The sequence below is a fragment of the Burkholderia sp. KBS0801 genome, from assembly GCF_005937855.2.
Lineage (GTDB): Bacteria > Pseudomonadota > Gammaproteobacteria > Burkholderiales > Burkholderiaceae > Burkholderia > Burkholderia ambifaria.
In genome coordinates this window covers 704912-723298 of record NZ_CP042177.1, presented here as the reverse complement: position 1 = coordinate 723298, position 18387 = coordinate 704912, and the positions used below count along the sequence as shown (strand labels likewise).

The window sequence follows — 18387 nt, the reverse complement described above, 5'->3', positions numbered from 1 at the left end:
TTCCGCCTTTCCGTTCACTCTTCTGCTCAATCGACACCATGAAAATCGCATTCATCGGCGGCGGCAACATGGCCGCGGCCCTGATCGGCGGCCTGATCAAGCGCGGCGTTGCCGCTGACGGCCTGTATGCCATCGACGTCAACGAGGACGTCCGCGCGCGCGCCGCGCAGCAATTCGGCATCCGCACCGGCGCGGCCATCGACGCGGCGCTCGCAGGCTACGACGCGATCGTGCTCGCGGTGAAACCGCAGGTGCTGAAGGACGTCGCGCAAGCGCTCGCCCCGCATCTGAAGTCGCAGCTCGTGATCAGCATCGCGGCCGGCATCCGCGGCACCGACCTCGCCCGCTGGCTCGGCGACTACGCGCGTGTCGTGCGCACGATGCCGAACACGCCCGCGCTGGTCGGCATGGGCGTGACGGGCCTCGCCGCGCTGCCGGGCGTCGACGCGGCCGGTCGCGAGCTCGCGTCGAACGTGCTCGGCGCGGTCGGCGAGATCGTCTGGTTCGACGACGAAGCGCAGCTCGATGCCGTCACCGCGATCTCGGGCAGCGGCCCGGCCTACGTGTTCTATTTCATCGAAGCGCTGCAGGAAGCCGCGCGCCGCCTCGGCATGAATGACGAACAGGGCCGCGCGCTCGCGGTCGCGACGTTCGCGGGTGCCGCGCAACTCGCCGCGCAATCGGGCGAACCGGCGAGCGTGCTGCGCGAGCGCGTGACGTCGAAGGGCGGCACGACGGCCGCCGCGCTCGCGTCGTTCGACGCGCAGGGCGTGAAGGAAGCGATCGTGCGCGGCGCGCTGGCCGCCGAGGCGCGTGCGAAGGAAATGGGTGACGAGCTCGGCCGCGCGTAAGCGCGGCGCGCTCCGCCGGGCTTACGGCACCGGCAACAAAAAAGCGGCCTCGGCCGCTTTTTTGTTGGCCTCGCGCGCCGGCGCGCGGCCGCTTCAGTTGCCTCCCGTGCCCGCCAGCAGGTAGTGCGCGGCGATCCCCGCGAACAGCACGCCGCCGAGCCAGTTGTTGTGCCGGAACGCCGCGAAGCACGGCATCCGCTCGCGGTCCTTGATCAGCGTGTAGTGATACAGCGCGCAGCCGACCGCCGCCGCCCAGCCGGCCCAATATGCGAGGCCGAAGCCGAGCGTCACGCCGATCCACACATAGATGCCGAGCGTCGCCGCATAGCAGAGCATGACGGCCGCGACGTCGAAGCGGCCGAACGTCAGCGCGGACGTGCGAATGCCGATCTTGATGTCGTCGTCGCGGTCGACCATCGCGTATTCGGTGTCGTACGCGACCGACCAGAAGATGTTCGCGATCAGCATCACCCATGCGAGCATCGGCACCGTGTCCTGCACGGCCGCGAACGCCATCGGGATGCCGAAACCGAACGCGATGCCGAGATACGCCTGCGGAATCGCGAAGAAGCGCTTCATGAACGGATACGAGCCCGCGACGAACAGCGCGACGACCGACAGCTCTTTCGTCAGCGTATTGAGCGGCTGGATCAGCAGGAACGAGATAAAGGCCAGCACCACCGCGATCGCGACGGCTTCCCATGCGCGGATCTTGCCCGACGTCAGCGGCCGGTCGGCCGTGCGCTTCACGTGACGGTCGAAATCGCGGTCGGCATAGTCGTTCATCGCGCAGCCGGCCGAGCGCATCAGCAGCGTGCCGAGCGCGAAGATCGCGAGCAGCGGCCAGCGCGGATGGCCGTCCGACGCGATCCACAGTGCGTTGAGCGTCGGCCAGAGCAGCAGCAGGCTGCCGATCGGCTTGTCCATCCGGACGAGCCGCAGATACAGGGGGAAGCGGGCAAGCATGGCGAAGCACCGGGAAGATAATCCCGGCATTTTAGAGCCGAGCGGCGGGTCACGTCATGTCGGGCAGGCCCGCGGCCGGCTGCCGCGACCTGTGCGCCGGCCGCCCGGGCCCGCTGCAAGCGGGGCCAGGCAGTCCGCACGTCAATCAAGGGACAGATGTGTGGCGGGTGTGTACCGCGCTGTCGCCGGCATTCGATCCGATGCGGGCAACCCTGCCCCCGTTCAGCGTCGGCCACCCCCTCACGCCGGCCGCGCGGCGCGCGACCGGCCGCGCCGGTCTTACGCGAGCAGCGACCGCAGCATCCACGCGGTCTTTTCATGCGTCTGCAGACGCTGCGTGAGCAGGTCGGCGGTCGGTTCGTCGCTCGCCGCATCGGCGATCGGGAAGATTTCGCGCGCGGTGCGCACGACAGTCTCGTGCCCTTCGACGAGCTGCCGGATCATCTCCTCGGCCGCCGGCACGCCGTTCGCCTCCGGCACCGACGACAGCTTCGCGAAATCGCCGAACGTGCCCGGCGCGACGACGCCTAGCGTGCGAATGCGCTCGGCGACCTGGTCGACCGCGAGCCACAGTTCGTTGTACTGCTCTTCGAACATCAGGTGCAGCGTGTTGAACATCGGGCCCGTGACGTTCCAGTGGAAGTTGTGGGTCTTCAGGTACAGCGAAAACGTATCGGCCAGCAGCCGCGACAGGCCGTCCGCGATTTTCTTGCGGTCCTTGTCGCTGATGCCGATGTTGATCTGCGTGGCGTTACCTTTCTTGGCCATCTTCGGGACTCCTCATTCGAAATGTTGAACCGGCGAAAATGCGTCGAGCAACCGGCATGCCGCACTGCGCGGCATTCGTCGCCACGTGCCAGTCTAGCGCGGCGAGCGAATCGCTGCGCTCACCCGCCGGCACTCGAGACGATCGGCGCGAGCGCATGCAGCGCCTGCGCGACCAGCTCGGCCGCACCGCCGACGACGATCGCGAATCCGACGATGTGCCGCGCCAGCCCGGCCGGCGTGCGCAGCTCGGGCGCCGCGAGCGCGGCGCGCATGTTCAGCACGATTTGCGTCATGGTCGTCACTCCTTCGACAAGACCTTGAATCGGAAGAAAAAACGGCCGGTCGTGCGACCGGCCGCTGCACGTTGCAACGTGACTGCGCTAGCGCGTCACGACGTTCACGCGAGGTCGAAACGGTCGAGGTTCATCACCTTGTCCCAGGCCGCGACGAAATCGCGCACGAACTTCTCGTTCGCGTCCGCGCTGCCGTACACCTCGGCCAGCGCGCGCAACTGCGAGTGCGAACCGAAGATCAGGTCGACGCGCGTGCCGGTCCACTTGACCTGGCCCGTCGCACGATCGCGCCCTTCGAACACGTCGTTCGCGGCCGACACCGGCTTCCACTCGGTGCCCATGTCGAGCAGGTTCACGAAGAAGTCGTTCGACAGCGTGCCCGGACGGTCGGTGAACACGCCGTGCTTCGCGTCGCCGACGTTCGCGCCGAGCACGCGCAGGCCGCCGACGAGCACCGTCAGCTCCGGCCCGTTCAGCGTCAGCAGCTGGGCCTTGTCGACCAGCAGCGCCTCGGCCGGCGTCTTGTACGCACTCTTCAGGTAGTTGCGGAAACCGTCCGCAACCGGCTCGAGCACGGCCATCGCGTCGACGTCCGTCTGCTCCTGCGACGCGTCCATGCGGCCCGGTGCGAACGGCACCGTCACCGCGACACCGGCGTTCTTCGCGGCCTGTTCGACACCGGCCGCACCGGCCAGCACGATCAGATCGGCGAGCGACACCTTCTTGCCGCCCGTCTGCGCATCGTTGAACGCCTTGCGCACGCCTTCGAGCGTCTCGAGCACCGCGGCGAGCGCGGCCGGCTGGTTCACTTCCCAGTCTTTCTGCGGCGCGAGGCAGATGCGCGCACCGTTCGCGCCGCCGCGCTTGTCGGAACCGCGGAACGTCGAGGCCGACGCCCACGCGGTCGACACGAGCTGCGCGACCGACAGGCCCGACGCGAGCACCTTCGCCTTCAGCGCCGCGACGTCCGCGTCATCGATCAGCGGGTGGTCGACGGCCGGGATCGGGTCCTGCCAGAGCAGCTCCTCGGCCGGCACTTCCGGGCCGAGATAGCGCGCACGCGGCCCCATGTCGCGGTGCGTGAGCTTGAACCAGGCGCGCGCGAACGCGTCGGCAAACTCGGCCGGGTTCTCGTAGAAGCGGCGCGAGATCTTCTCGTAGGCCGGGTCGAAACGCAGCGACAGGTCGGTCGTCAGCATCGTCGGGCGATGCTTCTTCGACGCGTCGAACGCATCCGGAATCACTTCGTCGGCGCCCTTCGCGACCCACTGGTGCGCGCCGGCCGGGCTCTTCGTCAGTTCCCATTCGTAGCTGAACAGGTGCTTGAAGAAATCGTGGCTCCACTTCGTCGGCGTCGACGTCCACGTGACTTCGAGGCCGCTGGTGATCGCATCGTGGCCCTTGCCCGATGCATACGCGCTCTTCCAGCCGAGCCCCTGCTGCTCGATGCCCGCCGCTTCCGGCTCCGGACCGACGTCCGTCGCGGGGCCCGCGCCGTGCGTCTTGCCGAACGTGTGGCCGCCGGCGATCAGCGCGACCGTCTCTTCGTCGTTCATCGCCATCCGCGCGAACGTGTCGCGGATATCGCGCGCCGCCGCGACCGGGTCGGGGTTGCCGTCCGGGCCTTCGGGGTTCACGTAGATGAGGCCCATCTGCACGGCCGCGAGCGGGTTCTCGAGTTCACGGTCGCCCGAGTAACGGCTGTTCGGGCCGCCGCTCAGTTCCAGCCAGATCTTTTCCGAACCCCAGTAGACGTCGTCCGGTTCCCACGTGTCGGCACGGCCGCCCGCGTAGCCGAAGGTCTTGAAGCCCATCGATTCGAGCGCGACGTTGCCGGTCAGGATCAGCAGGTCGGCCCACGAGATGTTGCGGCCGTACTTCTGCTTGATCGGCCACAGCAGTCGGCGCGCCTTGTCGAGGTTCGCGTTGTCCGGCCAGCTGTTCAGCGGCGCGAAGCGCTGCTGCCCGCCGCCCGCGCCGCCGCGGCCGTCGGCGGTCCGGTACGTGCCGGCGCTGTGCCAGGCCATCCGGACGAACAGGCCGCCATAGTGGCCGAAGTCGGCCGGCCACCAGTCCTGCGACGTCGTCATCAGCGCCTGCAGGTCGCGCTTCACTGCCGCGAGGTCCAGCTTCTTGAATGCTTGTGCGTAGTCGAAATCCTTGTCCATCGGATCGGACAGCGCCGAGTGCCGGTGCAGGATGTTCAGGTTCAGCTGGTTCGGCCACCAGTCCTTGTTCGACGTGCCGCCGGCCGCCGTATGGTTGAACGGACATTTCGATTCGGTCGACATGCTTTTCTCCTTTATTTGCTCGTAAGCCCCCACTTGCCGGGCGCGGTTCGTGGAGCATTGCGGGGGATGAAACGGGAATCGGGGGCACCGGAGCGGCGTGCGGCGGCACTCATCCGCCGTAGACACGATCCGCCAGGTATGCGAACGCAATCGGGCGCAGGCTGCGGGTCGCCGCCCTCGCACGATTCAGGACTTCATCGCGCGACGGGATGTTCCGTTGCGCGTGCTGCAATACCGACCGCATCATGACATCCTCCTTTGACGCTTGCATTGAGGGTGCGAATCGGGCTGGCGAACCGACGCCGATCCATGTAGAAGAGTGTATCGATATCTATCGATTTTTGTAATTTAATAAAAATAATCTATGCAATAGGCAAAAATAAACGGGGTCGCAAGCCCCGTTCATCATGCGGTCACGTATGCCGCCGTGCGCTCAGTTCATCGTCGCCGGCATGTCGAGCTTTGCGACGCCCGGCAGGTCGCATGCGGCGATCGCGTCGCTGATCGCGTCGATCGCCGGCATTCGCGTGAAGCTCTTGCGCCACACCAGCACGACGCGCCGATCGGGCACCGGTTCGTTGAACGGCACGTACGACAGCAGTTCGGCGTCGGGGCCGTTCGCGCGCGGGCCGATCTCGGCGACCGACATCCGCGGCAGCACCGTGATGCCGACCCCGCTCGCGACCATGTGGCGAATCGTTTCGAGCGACGAGCCCTCGAAGGTCTTCTGGATGCCGTCGGCTGTTTGCGAGAAGCGCATCAGTTCCGGGCACACGCCGAGCACGTGATCGCGGAAGCAGTGGCCGTTGCCGAGCAGCAGCATGGTTTCCTGTTTCAGGTCCTCGGCGTCGATCTCGTCGCGCTTCTCCCACGGATGGCCGGCCGGCAGCGCGACGACGAACGGCTCGTCGTACAGCGGCCGCACCATCAGGCCGGTTTCGGGAAACGGGAGCGCCATGATCGCGGCGTCGATCTCGCCCTGCTTCAGCAGTTCGAGCAGCTTCAGCGTGTAGTTCTCCTGCAGCATCAGCGGCATCTGCGGCACCCGCTGGATCATCTGCTTGACGAGCGTCGGCAGCAGGTACGGCCCGATCGTGTAGATCACGCCGAGACGGAACGGGCCGACGAGCGGGTCCTTGCCCTGCTTCGCGATCTCCTTGATCGCGAAGGTCTGCTCGAGCACGCGCTGCGCCTGCGTGACGATCTGGTCGCCGATCGGGGTCACGCTCACTTCGCTCGCGCCGCGCTCGAAAATCTGCACGTTGAGCTCGTCTTCCAGCTTCTTGATCGCCACCGAGAGGGTCGGCTGGCTCACGAAGCAGGCTTCGGCGGCGCGACCGAAATGCCGCTCGCGCGCGACCGCGACGATGTATTTCAGTTCAGTCAGGGTCATTGTGGGTCAATCAGATATATACAGGCGATAGGTTTAATTTATACACCCACTCGGACCGATTCGCCAAGTTTCTCAGTATTGCAATGCGCCGGGCGGCGGCGAATTTCGATTTCAGGACCGGCCCTTAATACGTCGATCACGCCTTCAGATACTGCTCCCGCGCGCCGAGCCAGCGGGCGAGATGCTGCGTGACGACGTCAGGATACGCGGCGATCAGTCGCGCCGCCGCGTCGCGGGCCGGGTCGATCAGCCAGCCGTCGGTCTCGAGGTTCGCGAAGCGCAGCATCGCCGCGCCCGACTGGCGCGCGCCGAGGAATTCGCCGGGGCCGCGGATCTCGAGGTCGCGCCGCGCGATCTCGAAGCCGTCGGTCGTCTCGCGCATCGTCTTCAGCCGCTCGCGGCCGGTGAGCGACAGCGGGCCCGTGTACAGCAGCACGCACACCGATGCCGCGGTGCCGCGCCCGACCCGGCCGCGCAACTGGTGCAGCTGCGCGAGGCCGAAGCGCTCCGCGTGCTCGATCACCATCAGCGACGCGTTCGGCACGTCGACGCCGACCTCGATCACGGTCGTCGCGACCAGCAACTGCACCTCGTTGCGCGTGAAGGCTTCCATCACGGCCGCCTTGTCGCCCGGGGACAGCCTGCCGTGCACGAGCCCGACCTTCAACTCGGGCAGGGCCGCGGCCAGCGTCTCGTAGGTCTCGACGGCCGTCTGCAACTGCAGCGTCTCGCTCTCCTCGATCAGCGGACACACCCAGTACACCTGGCGGCCGGTCAGCGCGGCCTCGCGCACGCGCGCGATCACCTCCTCGCGCCGCGCGTCGCCGACGAGGCGCGTCAGCACCGGCGTGCGGCCCGGCGGCAGCTCGTCGATCGTCGACACCTCGAGATCCGCGTAATACGTCATCGCGAGCGTGCGCGGGATCGGCGTGGCCGACATCATCAGCTGGTGCGGCTGGAAATCGCGCGCGCCGTTGGCCGCGTTCGCGGCCTTCGCCCGCAGCGCGAGACGCTGCTCGACGCCGAAGCGGTGCTGCTCGTCGACGATCACGAGGCCGAGCCGCGCGAATTCGACCGTGTCCTGGATGATCGCGTGCGTGCCGATCACGAGCTGCGCGGTGCCGAGCGCCGCGGCCTCGATCGCCGCGCGCTTCTCCTTCGCCTTCAGGCTGCCCGCGAGCCACGCGACCGACACGCCGAGCGGCTCGAGCCACGCGCGCAGCTTGCGGGCGTGCTGTTCCGCGAGGATTTCGGTCGGCGCCATCAGCGCGGCCTGGTAGCCGGCATCGATCGCCTGCGTCGCGGCCAGCGCGGCGACGACCGTCTTGCCGCTGCCGACGTCGCCCTGCAACAGCCGCTGCATCGGATGCGGGAGCGTGAGGTCGTGCGCGATCTCGTCGACGACGCGCGCCTGCGCGCCCGTCAGCGTGAACGGCAGCGCCGCGTAGAGGCGCGTCGTCAGCGCGTCGGCATCGGTCGCGGCGCGGCGCGGCATCGCGGGCGCCGCGCGCGTGCGGCGCTCCTCGTGCGCGCGCTTGAGCGACAGCTGCTGCGCGAGCAGTTCCTCGAACTTGATGCGCGTCCACGCCGGATGCGAGCCGTCCATCAGCGCGGCTTCATCGGAATCGACGCCCGGGTGATGCAGGATGCGCACGGCCTGCGCGAGCGTCGGCACGCCGAGCGGCTTCAGGTAGTCGCGCTCGATCTCGGGCGGCAGCAGCTCGGGCAGCGGCGTGCGCTCGACCGCGTTCTCGATCGCCTTGCGCAGATACGCCTGCGACACGCCGGCCGTGCTCGGATAGACGGGCGTGAGCACCTGCGGCAGCGGCGCATCGGCTTCGACCACGCGCACGGCCGGATGCACCATCTCCACCCCGAAGAAGCCGCCGCGCACATCGCCGCGCACGCGCAGCCGCTGGCCGACGGCCATCTGCTTGACCTGCGAGCCGTAGAAATTCAGGAAGCGCAGCACGAGCTGCTCGCCGTCGTCGTCCTGGATCTTCACGACGAGCTGGCGGCGCGGCCGGTACGCGACTTCGTTGTCGAACACGACGCCCTCGGTCTGCGCGATGCCGCCCGGCAGCAGTTCGCCGATCGGCGTGAGCGTGGTTTCGTCCTCGTAGCGCATCGGCAGATGCAGCACGAGATCGATCGAGCGCGTGAGACCGAGCTTCGCGAGCTTGTCGGCGGTCTTCACGGGTTTGTCGGCGGCCGGCTTCTTCTTGCGCTTCGCGCCGGATGCATCGGATGCGCCCGACGCCGCCGCGCCCGCTTCGTCGCCGCCGGCGCCCGCTTCGACGTCGGGCGCGGCGGCGGCCGGCTGTGCGAGCCGCCCGTCGGCGCCGCGCTTCGGGCCCGCGCGCTTCGGCGCCGCGCGCGCGTCGGAGTCGCGCTCCCCCGCGCTTCGCGCGGGTAACGCGGCATCGTCCGCGTCGAACGGATCGGCGGAATCGGCAACGGCAGCGGAGGAACGGCGTGGTGACACAGGCATCGGATCGTCTGGGTGCTTCGCAAGGCAAGTACAATAGCGGCTTTCACGTCGTCCGAACGAACGACGCCGGCCAGGCCGCGCATCCCGCCATCATAGCGGCTCGCGCGCCCCAATTATGCGTTTCCGCCTTGTGGGCGGCGCCCGCCGGCCGTTTCGAACCAGCCCGCATGTTCACGCTTTCCGATTTCGATTTCAATCTGCCGCCCGAGCTGATTGCGCAAACCGCGCTGCCCGAACGCACCGCGAGCCGCCTGCTCGAGGTCGACCACACCGTCGAGCCCGCGCGCCTCGTCGACCGCAACTTCGTCGAGCTGCCGTCGTGCATCGCGCCCGGCGACCTGCTCGTGTTCAACGATACCAGGGTGCTGAAGGCGCGTTTCTTCGGCCAGAAGGCCAGCGGCGGCAAGATCGAGGTGCTGATCGAGCGCGTGACCGGCACGCATACGGCGCTCGCGCAGATCCGCGCGAGCAAGTCGCCGGGCGCCGGCACGACGCTGCGCCTCGCCGACGCGTTCGACGTGACGGTCGGCGAGCGCGTCGAACCGTTCTTCACGCTGCACTTCCCGCAGCCATGCCTCACCCTGATCGAGCAGCATGGCCGCCTGCCGCTGCCGCCGTACATCGAGCACGACGCCGACGCGAGCGACGAGACGCGCTATCAGACCGTCTACGCGAGCAACCCGGGCGCGGTCGCGGCACCGACGGCCGGGCTCCATTTCGACCTGCCGCTGCTCGAGAGGCTCGACGCGATGGGCGTCGAGCGCGCGACGCTGACGCTGCACGTGGGCGCGGGCACGTTCCAGCCGGTGCGCGTCGAGAACATCGCCGAGCACCGGATGCACAGCGAGTGGTACGACCTGCCGCAGTCGCTCGTCGACAAGATCGCCGCGACCCGCGCGCGCGGCGGCAACGTGATCGCGGTCGGCACGACGTCGATGCGCGCGCTCGAAGCCGCGGCGCGCAGCGCCGACGAAGCGGGCCGCCCGCTCGCGGCGACGCAGGCCGAGACCGACATCTTCATCACGCCCGGCTACCGCTTCCGCGTCGTCGACCGGCTCGTCACGAACTTCCACCTGCCGAAGTCGACGCTGCTGATGCTGGTGTCCGCGTTCGCGGGGGTCGAGACGATCCGCGCCGCCTACCGGCACGCGATCGACCAACGCTACCGCTTCTTCAGCTACGGCGACGCGATGCTGCTCACGCGGCGCGACACGCCGGAGGCACCGCGCGCGTAAGCGCGACGGGCGCGACGGTTTCGCACCGCATGCCCGTCGCACCTGCGATTTCCCCCTGTGCGCGCCACGCTGGCGCGCACCCGCTTTTCCCGCCGCCGGGCATCCGGCGGCCTGTCCAACATGCGCCGGACTGTCTTCCGGTGGCAAGGAGAATGACGCGATGACCGAAGGTTCATCCCACGATACGCACGCGCCCGTGCAGGAGCGCCCGGCCAACGGGCTCGAATTCGAACTGCTGACGACCGACGGCCATGCACGCCGCGGCCGCGTGAAGCTCAACCACGGCGTGGTCGAAACGCCGATCTTCATGCCGGTCGGCACGTACGGCACCGTGAAGGCGATCCAGCCGCGCGAGCTGCACGAGATCAACGCGCAGATCATCCTCGGCAACACGTTCCACCTGTGGCTGCGCCCGGGCCTCGACACGATCGACGCGCACGGCGGCCTGCACGGCTTCATGGGCTGGAACAAGCCGATCCTGACCGACTCGGGCGGCTTCCAGGTGTTCTCGCTCGGCGACCTGCGCAAGATCACCGAGGACGGCGTCACGTTCGCGTCGCCGATCAACGGCGACAAGCTGTTCCTGTCGCCGGAAGTGTCGATGCAGATCCAGAAGGTGCTGAACTCCGACATCGTGATGCAGTTCGACGAATGCACGCCGTACGCGACCAACGGCGTGCCGACGACGCACAAGGAAGCGGCCGACTCGATGCGCATGTCGCTGCGCTGGGCGAAGCGCTCGCTCGACGAGTTCGACCGGCTCGGCAACCCGAACGCCCTCTTCGGGATCGTCCAGGGCGGGATGTTCGAGGACCTGCGCGACGAATCGCTGGCGGGGCTGTCCGAACTCGGCTTCCACGGCCTCGCGATCGGCGGGCTGTCGGTCGGCGAGCCGAAGGAAGACATGATGCGCGTGCTGCGGCACGTCGGCCCGAAGCTGCCGGCCAACAAGCCGCACTACCTGATGGGCGTCGGCACGCCGGAAGACCTGGTCGAGGGCGTCGCGAACGGCATCGACATGTTCGACTGCGTGATGCCGACCCGCAACGCGCGCAACGGCTGGCTGTTCACGCGCTTCGGCGACGTGAAGATCCGCAACGCGACGCACAAGAACTCGCTGAAGCCGCTCGATCCGAGCTGCGGCTGCTACACGTGCCAGAACTTCTCGCGCGGCTACCTGCATCACCTGCACCGTGTCGGCGAAATCCTCGGCGCGCAGCTCAACACGATCCACAACCTGCACTACTACCTGCAGCTGATGGGCGAGATCCGCGACGCGATCGAAACCCATACGTTCGACGCGTTCCGCCAGCGCTTCGCGGAGGATCGCGCGAGAGGGGTCGACTGACGCGGCCGGCTGCCCGCACCGCTGCCCGCGCCGCTGCCTGTCACATCGGACGCGTACTAAATAACGCGTTCCAGGTGCCGGTCGCGACCGCGAAACATTACAATTGCCTTTCCAAACAAGTCGCAACGGTGCGGGTTCATGCTTTAACAGCTTGATCCGAAAGCGCATTTGCCGCGCCGTTTGCGCATGGGGCCGGTGGTAGAATAACCGGCTTATTTTTCGATCTTCCCCTACGGAGAGACCAACGTGCCGTTCATTTCCAATGCCTTCGCGCAAGGCGCCGGTGGCGCCGAATCGAGCCTGATGAGCTTCCTGCCGCTCATCCTGATGTTCGCGGTGCTGTACTTCATCATGATCCGTCCGCAGATGAAGCGTCAGAAGGAACACCGCAACATGCTCGCGGCCATGGCGAAGGGCGACGAAGTCGTCACGAGCGGCGGCCTCGTCGGCAAGGTGACGAAGGTCACCGAAGGCTACATCGGCGTCGAAATCGCCGAAGGCACCGAAATCACCGTGCAGAAGGCCGCCGTCACGACCATTCTGCCGAAGGGCACGATCAAGTCGCTGTAAGGCTCGCTGTAAGGCTTTTACCGAGCGTCCGGCTCCCCGCGCCGTGCCCGCCTGAGAGAGCGGGCCGCCGCGGCGCCGGACGCGACGCTTTCACGCCAACCACCCGTTCGGCCCCCTCATGAATCGTTATCCACTCTGGAAATATGTCGTGATGGTCGTGGCGCTCGCCATCGGCTTTCTGTACACATTGCCCAACTTCTTCGGCGAAGCGCCGGCGGTGCAGGTGTCGAGCGGCAAGGCCACGGTCAAGCTCGACTCGACCACGCTGACCCAGGTCGAATCCGCGCTCGCGTCCGCGCAGATCAAGCCGGACGACATCACCTTCGAGAACACGGCGTCCAACGCGAACATCCGCGTGCGCCTGAAGGACACCGATACGCAGCTGCGCGTCAAGGACCTGCTGCAGAAATCGCTGAACGCCGATCCGAACGATCCGCAGTACGTCGTCGCACTGAACCTGCAGAGCGCGTCGCCGCGCTGGCTGACTGCCTTGCACGCACTGCCGATGTATCTCGGCCTCGACCTGCGCGGCGGTGTCCACTTCCTGCTCCAGGTCGACATGACGGGCGCGCTGACGAAGAAGCTCGACTCCGACGCATCCGACGCACGCGCGCTGCTGCGCGACCGGAACATCCGCGACGGCGGCGTGAGCCGCGTCGACCAGTCCGTCGTCGTCAACTTCAGCGATGCGCAAACGGCCGAAGACGCCCGCAAGGTGCTCGCCGCGTCGGTCACCGAACTGCAATGGGCGACCCAGCCCGGCGGCGGCGGCACGCAGGTCGTCGGCACGTTCACGCCGGCCGTGCAGAAGTCCGTCGAGGACGCCGCGCTCAAGCAGAACCTGACGACGCTCCACAACCGCGTGAACGAACTCGGCGTGTCCGAGCCGATCCTGCAGCAGCAGGGCAGCGACCGTATCGTCGTCGAACTGCCGGGCGTGCAGGACACCGCGAAGGCGAAGGACATCATCGGCCGCACCGCGACGCTCGAGGCGCGCCTCGCCGATCCGATCAACACTCACCCGAACCCGAACGACCCCGTGCCGCCGGGCGAGGAGCTGTTCACGCAGGGCAACCAGGCGCCCGTGCTGCTGAAGAAGGAAGTGATCTTCACCGGCGACCGCATCATCGATGCATCGGCCGGCTTCGACGAACACCAGCGTCCGTCGGTCAACATCCGCCTCGACTCGGCGGGCGGCCGCTCGGTGCGCGCGGTATCGCGCGAGAACATCGGCAAGCCGATGGCGATGGTGCTGTTCGAGAAGGGCAAGGGCGAGGTGCTGACGGTCGCGACGATCCAGTCCGAACTCGGCGACCGCTTCCAGATCACGGGCCAGCCGACGCCGCAGGCAGCAGCCGATCTCGCGCTGCTGCTGCGCGCCGGTTCGCTCGCCGCGCCGATGGACATCATCGAGGAACGCACGATCGGCCCGAGCCTCGGCGCGGACAACATCAAGATGGGCGTCCACTCGGTGATCTGGGGCTTCTGCGCGATCGCCGTGTTCATGATCGCGTACTACATGCTGTTCGGCGTGATCTCGGTGATCGGCCTGTCGGTGAACCTGCTGCTGCTCGTCGCGGTGCTGTCGCTGATGCAGGCGACGCTGACGCTGCCGGGTATCGCGGCAATCGCGCTCGCGCTCGGCATGGCGATCGACTCGAACGTGCTGATCAACGAGCGCGTGCGTGAGGAACTGCGCGCCGGCCAGCCGCCGCAGCTCGCGATCCAGTCCGGCTACGCGCATGCGTGGGCGACGATTCTCGACTCGAACGTCACGACGCTGATCGCCGGCCTCGCGCTGCTCGCGTTCGGCTCGGGCCCGGTTCGCGCGTTCGCGATCGTGCACTGCCTCGGCATCCTGACGTCGATGTTCTCCGCGGTGTTCTTCTCGCGCGGGCTCGTCAACCTCTGGTACGGCGGCCGCAAGAAACTGAAGTCGCTCGCGATCGGCCAGGTGTGGAGGCCGGAAGGCGCCACGGCCGGCGCATCGTTCACCGCGGCCGACGAATCGACCGACACCGCGCGCGCCGCGAAGCTCGCCGCCCCCGCGAAGGGCAACGCCCCGCGCGCCGGCAAGCCGCAGCTGCGCAACCGCGCGCAGCAAGGCGTGTCGCCGAAGAAACCGGGCTCGACCCAATAAGGCCCCGGAGACGAAGCCATGGAATTTTTCCGCATCCGTAAAGACATTCCGTTCATGCGGCACGCGCTGGTGTTCAACGTGATCTCGCTGGTCACGTTCCTCGCCGCCGTGTTCTTCCTGTTCCACCGCGGGCTGCACCTGTCCGTCGAATTCACCGGCGGTACGGTGATCGAGGTTCAGTACCAGCAGGCCGCGCAGCTCGAACCCGTGCGCGCCACGCTCGGCAAGCTCGGCTACGCCGATGCGCAGGTGCAGAACTTCGGCACGTCGCGCAACGTGCTGATCCGCCTGCAGCTGAAGGAAGGCCTCACGTCCGCGCAGCAGAGCGATCAGGTGATGACCGCACTGAAGGCGCAGAGCCCCGACGTGTCGCTGCAGCGCGTCGAGTTCGTCGGCCCGCAGGTCGGCCGCGAGCTCGCGACCGACGGTCTCCTCGCGCTCGCGTGCGTCGTGATCGGCATCGTGATCTACCTGTCGATCCGCTTCGAATGGAAGTACGCGGTCGCCGGCATCATCGCGAACCTGCACGACGTCGTGATCATTCTCGGTTTCTTCGCGTTCTTCCAGTGGGAGTTCTCGCTGGCGGTGCTCGCGGCGATCCTCGCGGTGCTCGGCTACTCGGTCAACGAGTCGGTCGTCATCTTCGACCGGATCCGCGAAACGTTCCGCCGCGAACGCAGGATGAGCGTGTCGGAAGTGATCAACCACGCGATCACGACGACGATGTCACGCACGATCATCACGCACACGTCGACGGAAATGATGGTGCTGTCGATGTTCTTCTTCGGCGGCCCGACGCTGCACTACTTCGCGCTCGCGCTGACGGTCGGCATCATGTTCGGCATCTACTCGTCGGTGTTCGTCGCGGGCTCGCTCGCGATGTGGCTCGGCATCAAGCGCGAAGACCTGATCAAGGACAAGAAGAGCGCACACGATCCGGACGATCCGAACGCGGGCGCGCAGGTTTGAGCCCGCGCCGTTTCGGCTGATATACGAAGGCCGGTCCTGTTGGACCGGCCTTTTTTCATATGGGAGTCGCCGCCCTCTTCTCGCGGCGCGAGCAGCTCGAATTCGGCACGGCTGCCGACTGGCAGCTCCGGCGGGCGCTCAATGCACTCGCCGAGCGCGCGATTGCGACGGTTGAGGCAAAACCATGGTTGATGCCCGCGAAGCCGGTGTGCAAACCCGGGGACTAACTGTCAATACGACTCCAGACTCCAACTCAATCCGTCTTGGTCATCAAGCACGACAACACCTGCCTTTCCGGTAATGGCGAATTGCCCCATTCCGGCAAATCCCTTTTCTGAAATCCCTCCAAAGATTGGTAGCCGCTCACATTCCAGCTGTAGCCACTTGCGTGCTCAACTTCGATGACGGAATAACGACATCGATTGCCGCGCTGTTTCAAATGAAAGACAACTCGTTCTCGGTCGCGGTCGAGCGTTTTTTCCAGGATTTCATAGTGCGTCGCCTTGCAGACACTGTAGGCCGATTCCCATTCGATTGTCTTGGCACGCACATGGAGTGCGCCGGAACAGGCCCGGCCTGTTCCCTCGAATGTGCCCGTGAAAATCTGATCAGAAGCGAGCGCCACACTCGACATGCTTCCGACAGACATGGACAACACCCAGGCCATCAGTACGCGCATATCGCCCGTTCTCCCTTCCGGATCAATGCCAGAGCATAGTCGAGCTTCCTGGCATACATTGGATCACCAACGTTATAGCACGCTGCAATGCTCGATGTCGTGATCATCTTCCAGCCAACGATGACCTTCCTCAACGATGCCTTCCGATACTTCAATACCTGGCCTGGCCTCAATATATGTCCCGTCGGACTGAGTTTTTGCATGGTTTCCACAGTGCTGCCTTTGGTTCTGGCAATTTTGGCGATGCTGTCCCCGGCCTGCACGTTCACTTCATAGACGGCGTCATCCGAATCCGGAACGCTCTTGATCGCATAATTCGCCATACGCATCAACAGGTAGCCAATTCCGGCACGGATGTTATATGCAGGAACGGTCGTTGCAGCACCTATGGTCAATCGCTCCTTCCATGCGACAGGAATAATCAAATCCCCTCCCTCGTTCCCCGCTAGCAAAGACCTCAATCCGGGATCTCCCGGGTTTCCTATCTGGATCGGATTCGATCTCCACTTCTTGCTTTCTGCACCGGTCTCCACCCATATCATTGCCTTGATAAGCTGCCAATCCAATGGCCGGTAGCCAGACGTGCCCGACAGATGACGGTTGTACTCATCCACTGCCATTCGGATTTCACAATCCCAGGCATTCCATTTGGAATCGCCGACGGCTCTATTGATGCCGTCCTGCCATTTCTCGAAACCTGTGTTCGGTTGTGCGAGGCGCACCATATCAGTCCTTTCCAGCCCAATCGCCGGGGTATTTTGGGAAATACCCGCAAGACTCTACAAAGCGAGGGACGAAATCACCATAAGACGTGACTGAATTTGGTGAAGCTCATATAGAGCCGGAGGCAATCGCTGATATATCCCGAACCACGAGCGAGCAGCTACATGACGGCATGCTTACCACCACGGGAACCGCCGCGCCCGCACGCGGCGATCGACCCTCCGCCCGCGTCACCGCCCCCTCACCGAAATCCGAACCGCCGCCGCAGCACGAACAGCGCCGCGAGGCTCAGCACGGCCGCGAACATCAGGTAGAAGCTCGGCGCGGTCTTCATCCCGGTCGCGCGGATCAGCCACGCGATGATGAACGGCCCGAAGCCGCCGAAGATCGTCACCGCGACGTTATACGCGAGCGACATTCCGGTCGTGCGCGTCTGCACCGGAAACACTTCCGACAACAGGCCCGGCAGCGCCGCGAAATAGCCGGTCATCAGGAACGCGAGCAGCACCTGCAGCGCGATCAGCGTGCCGAAGCCCGGGTGCGCGACCAGGTACGCGAACGCCGGATAGATCAGCACGAGAATGCCGAGCGCCGGCGCGATCATCACGCGCACGCGGCCGTAGCGATCCGACCAGTGGCCGACGAGCGGCGCGAACGCCATCTGGATCACCCCGACGACGAGGATCGCCGCGAACGCGGCCGACGGCGCGAGGCCGAGCTGCTTCACGCCGTAGGTCGGCATGAACAGCACGAGATAGGTCGCGACGGTGCCGAGCACGACCACGCCCATCGCGGCGACGAGCCGCGCCTTGTGCGACGCGAACGTGTCGCGCAGCGGGGTCGCGGTGCTTTCGGCCGCGAGGAATTCGGGCGTCTCGTCGACCTTCGAGCGGATGTAGTACGCGACGGGCCCGAGCAGCAACCCGAAGAAGAACGGAATGCGCCACCCCCACGTGGCCATCTGGTCGGCCGTGAGCTGCGCGTTCAGCACGGTGCCGAAACCGGCGGCAAGCAGTGTCGTGAGGCCCTGGCTCGCGACCTGCCAGCTCGCGAAGAAGCCGCGCCGGCCCGGCACGTGCTCGGCCAGGAACGCGGTCGCGCTGCCGAATTCGCCGCCCGCCGAGAAACCCTGCATCAGCCGTGCGGCGACGAGGATCAGCGGCGCCGCGACGCCGATCGTCCCGTAGGTCGGTAGCACCGCGATGACGAGCGTGCCGGCCATCATCAACAGGATCGACAGCGTGAGGGCGGCCTTGCGGCCCGCGCGGTCGGCATACGCGCCGAGCACGATCGCGCCGAGCGGACGCATGAAGAACGACACGCCGAACGTGCCGAGCGTGAGCAGCAGCGACACCGTGTCGTTGCCGGCCGGAAAGAACAGCTTCGAGATCGTGACCGCGAAGAAGCCGTAGACGACGAGGTCGAACCACTCGAGCGCGTTGCCGATCGACGCGGCGACCACCGCGCGCCACACGCGCTGCGACGAGGCAATGGAGCTGGACTGCGTGACGGCGTGCATCGGCGATCTCCTTGTCGTTGTACGTTCTGTCCGACGCGCCGTTCCCGCGCCGCGAGCTGTGCCGACGATTATAGGCGCGCAAAAAAAACCGCCGCGACCCCGGAAACGCGGGGCGCGGCGGCGGGCACGCGGCGGCTGGTGCCGCCGGGCG

15 protein-coding genes are annotated in these 18387 nt (G+C 66.5%); 6 read left to right on the top strand and 9 right to left on the bottom strand.

Annotation, left to right across the window (positions count from 1 at the left end):
• Positions 1 to 38 precede the first annotated feature (38 nt).
• A complete protein-coding gene (gene proC / locus FFI87_RS03500) occupies positions 39 to 851 on the top strand; it encodes a pyrroline-5-carboxylate reductase (RefSeq protein ID WP_138848216.1) in 813 nt (270 codons plus the stop codon).
• A 93-nt stretch (positions 852 to 944) separates the two neighbouring features.
• On the opposite strand, the gene ubiA is transcribed toward proC, so the two are convergent.
• The 6 genes from ubiA to recG form a co-directional block, all read right to left on the bottom strand.
• Positions 945 to 1817 carry a 4-hydroxybenzoate octaprenyltransferase gene (ubiA, locus tag FFI87_RS03495; protein ID WP_138848217.1) on the bottom strand — a complete coding sequence of 291 codons (873 nt, stop codon included), beginning with the start codon at positions 1815 to 1817 and terminating at the stop codon, positions 945 to 947.
• A 279-nt stretch (positions 1818 to 2096) separates the two neighbouring features.
• Complete coding sequence (dpsA, locus tag FFI87_RS03490; RefSeq protein WP_011656014.1) at positions 2097 to 2585, bottom strand: non-specific DNA-binding protein DpsA; 489 nt, start codon at positions 2583 to 2585, stop codon at positions 2097 to 2099.
• 119 nt (positions 2586 to 2704) lie between these two features.
• Entirely contained in the window at positions 2705 to 2878 is a 174-nt protein-coding gene (locus tag FFI87_RS34405) for a hypothetical protein (RefSeq protein WP_011656013.1), read from the bottom strand.
• 104 nt (positions 2879 to 2982) lie between these two features.
• Positions 2983 to 5169, bottom strand: coding sequence for a catalase/peroxidase HPI (gene katG, locus FFI87_RS03485; protein WP_138848218.1), 2187 nt, complete (start codon positions 5167 to 5169; stop codon positions 2983 to 2985).
• 433 nt (positions 5170 to 5602) lie between these two features.
• Entirely contained in the window at positions 5603 to 6562 is a 960-nt protein-coding gene (locus FFI87_RS03480; RefSeq protein ID WP_012363132.1) for a LysR substrate-binding domain-containing protein, read from the bottom strand.
• 136 nt (positions 6563 to 6698) lie between these two features.
• On the bottom strand, positions 6699 to 9053 hold the full coding sequence (gene recG, locus FFI87_RS03475) for an ATP-dependent DNA helicase RecG (RefSeq protein WP_138848219.1): 2355 nt from the start codon (positions 9051 to 9053) through the stop codon (positions 6699 to 6701).
• 167 nt (positions 9054 to 9220) lie between these two features.
• Here recG and queA point away from each other — a divergent pair, with 167 nt between their 5' ends.
• The 5 genes from queA (at position 9221) to secF (ending at position 15315) form a co-directional block, all read left to right on the top strand.
• Complete coding sequence (queA, locus tag FFI87_RS03470; RefSeq protein WP_012363130.1) at positions 9221 to 10288, top strand: tRNA preQ1(34) S-adenosylmethionine ribosyltransferase-isomerase QueA; 1068 nt, start codon at positions 9221 to 9223, stop codon at positions 10286 to 10288.
• A 160-nt stretch (positions 10289 to 10448) separates the two neighbouring features.
• On the top strand, positions 10449 to 11636 hold the full coding sequence (gene tgt, locus FFI87_RS03465) for a tRNA guanosine(34) transglycosylase Tgt (RefSeq protein WP_138848220.1): 1188 nt from the start codon (positions 10449 to 10451) through the stop codon (positions 11634 to 11636).
• A 246-nt stretch (positions 11637 to 11882) separates the two neighbouring features.
• Positions 11883 to 12206: a preprotein translocase subunit YajC gene (yajC, locus tag FFI87_RS03460; protein ID WP_006476868.1), complete on the top strand. Its 324-nt coding sequence runs from the start codon at positions 11883 to 11885 to the stop codon at positions 12204 to 12206.
• Positions 12207 to 12324: 118 nt separating this feature from the next.
• Positions 12325 to 14346, top strand: coding sequence for a protein translocase subunit SecD (gene secD, locus FFI87_RS03455; RefSeq protein ID WP_012363128.1), 2022 nt, complete (start codon positions 12325 to 12327; stop codon positions 14344 to 14346).
• A gap of 18 nt (positions 14347 to 14364) precedes the next feature.
• Positions 14365 to 15315: a protein translocase subunit SecF gene (gene secF, locus FFI87_RS03450; RefSeq protein ID WP_006755170.1), complete on the top strand. Its 951-nt coding sequence runs from the start codon at positions 14365 to 14367 to the stop codon at positions 15313 to 15315.
• 253 nt (positions 15316 to 15568) lie between these two features.
• On the opposite strand, the gene FFI87_RS03445 is transcribed toward secF, so the two are convergent.
• From FFI87_RS03445 to FFI87_RS03435, 3 genes are all read right to left on the bottom strand, one after another.
• Positions 15569 to 15994: a hypothetical protein gene (locus FFI87_RS03445; RefSeq protein WP_138848221.1), complete on the bottom strand. Its 426-nt coding sequence runs from the start codon at positions 15992 to 15994 to the stop codon at positions 15569 to 15571.
• Positions 15982 to 16719, bottom strand: coding sequence for a LysM peptidoglycan-binding domain-containing protein (locus tag FFI87_RS03440; RefSeq protein WP_138848222.1), 738 nt, complete (start codon positions 16717 to 16719; stop codon positions 15982 to 15984). Before FFI87_RS03440 ends, FFI87_RS03445 begins: the two co-directional genes overlap by 13 nt.
• A 239-nt stretch (positions 16720 to 16958) precedes the next feature.
• Positions 16959 to 18236 (bottom strand): MFS transporter, encoded by a 1278-nt coding sequence (locus FFI87_RS03435; RefSeq protein ID WP_138848223.1) that lies wholly within the window; start codon positions 18234 to 18236, stop codon positions 16959 to 16961.
• Positions 18237 to 18387: the final 151 nt, after the last annotated feature.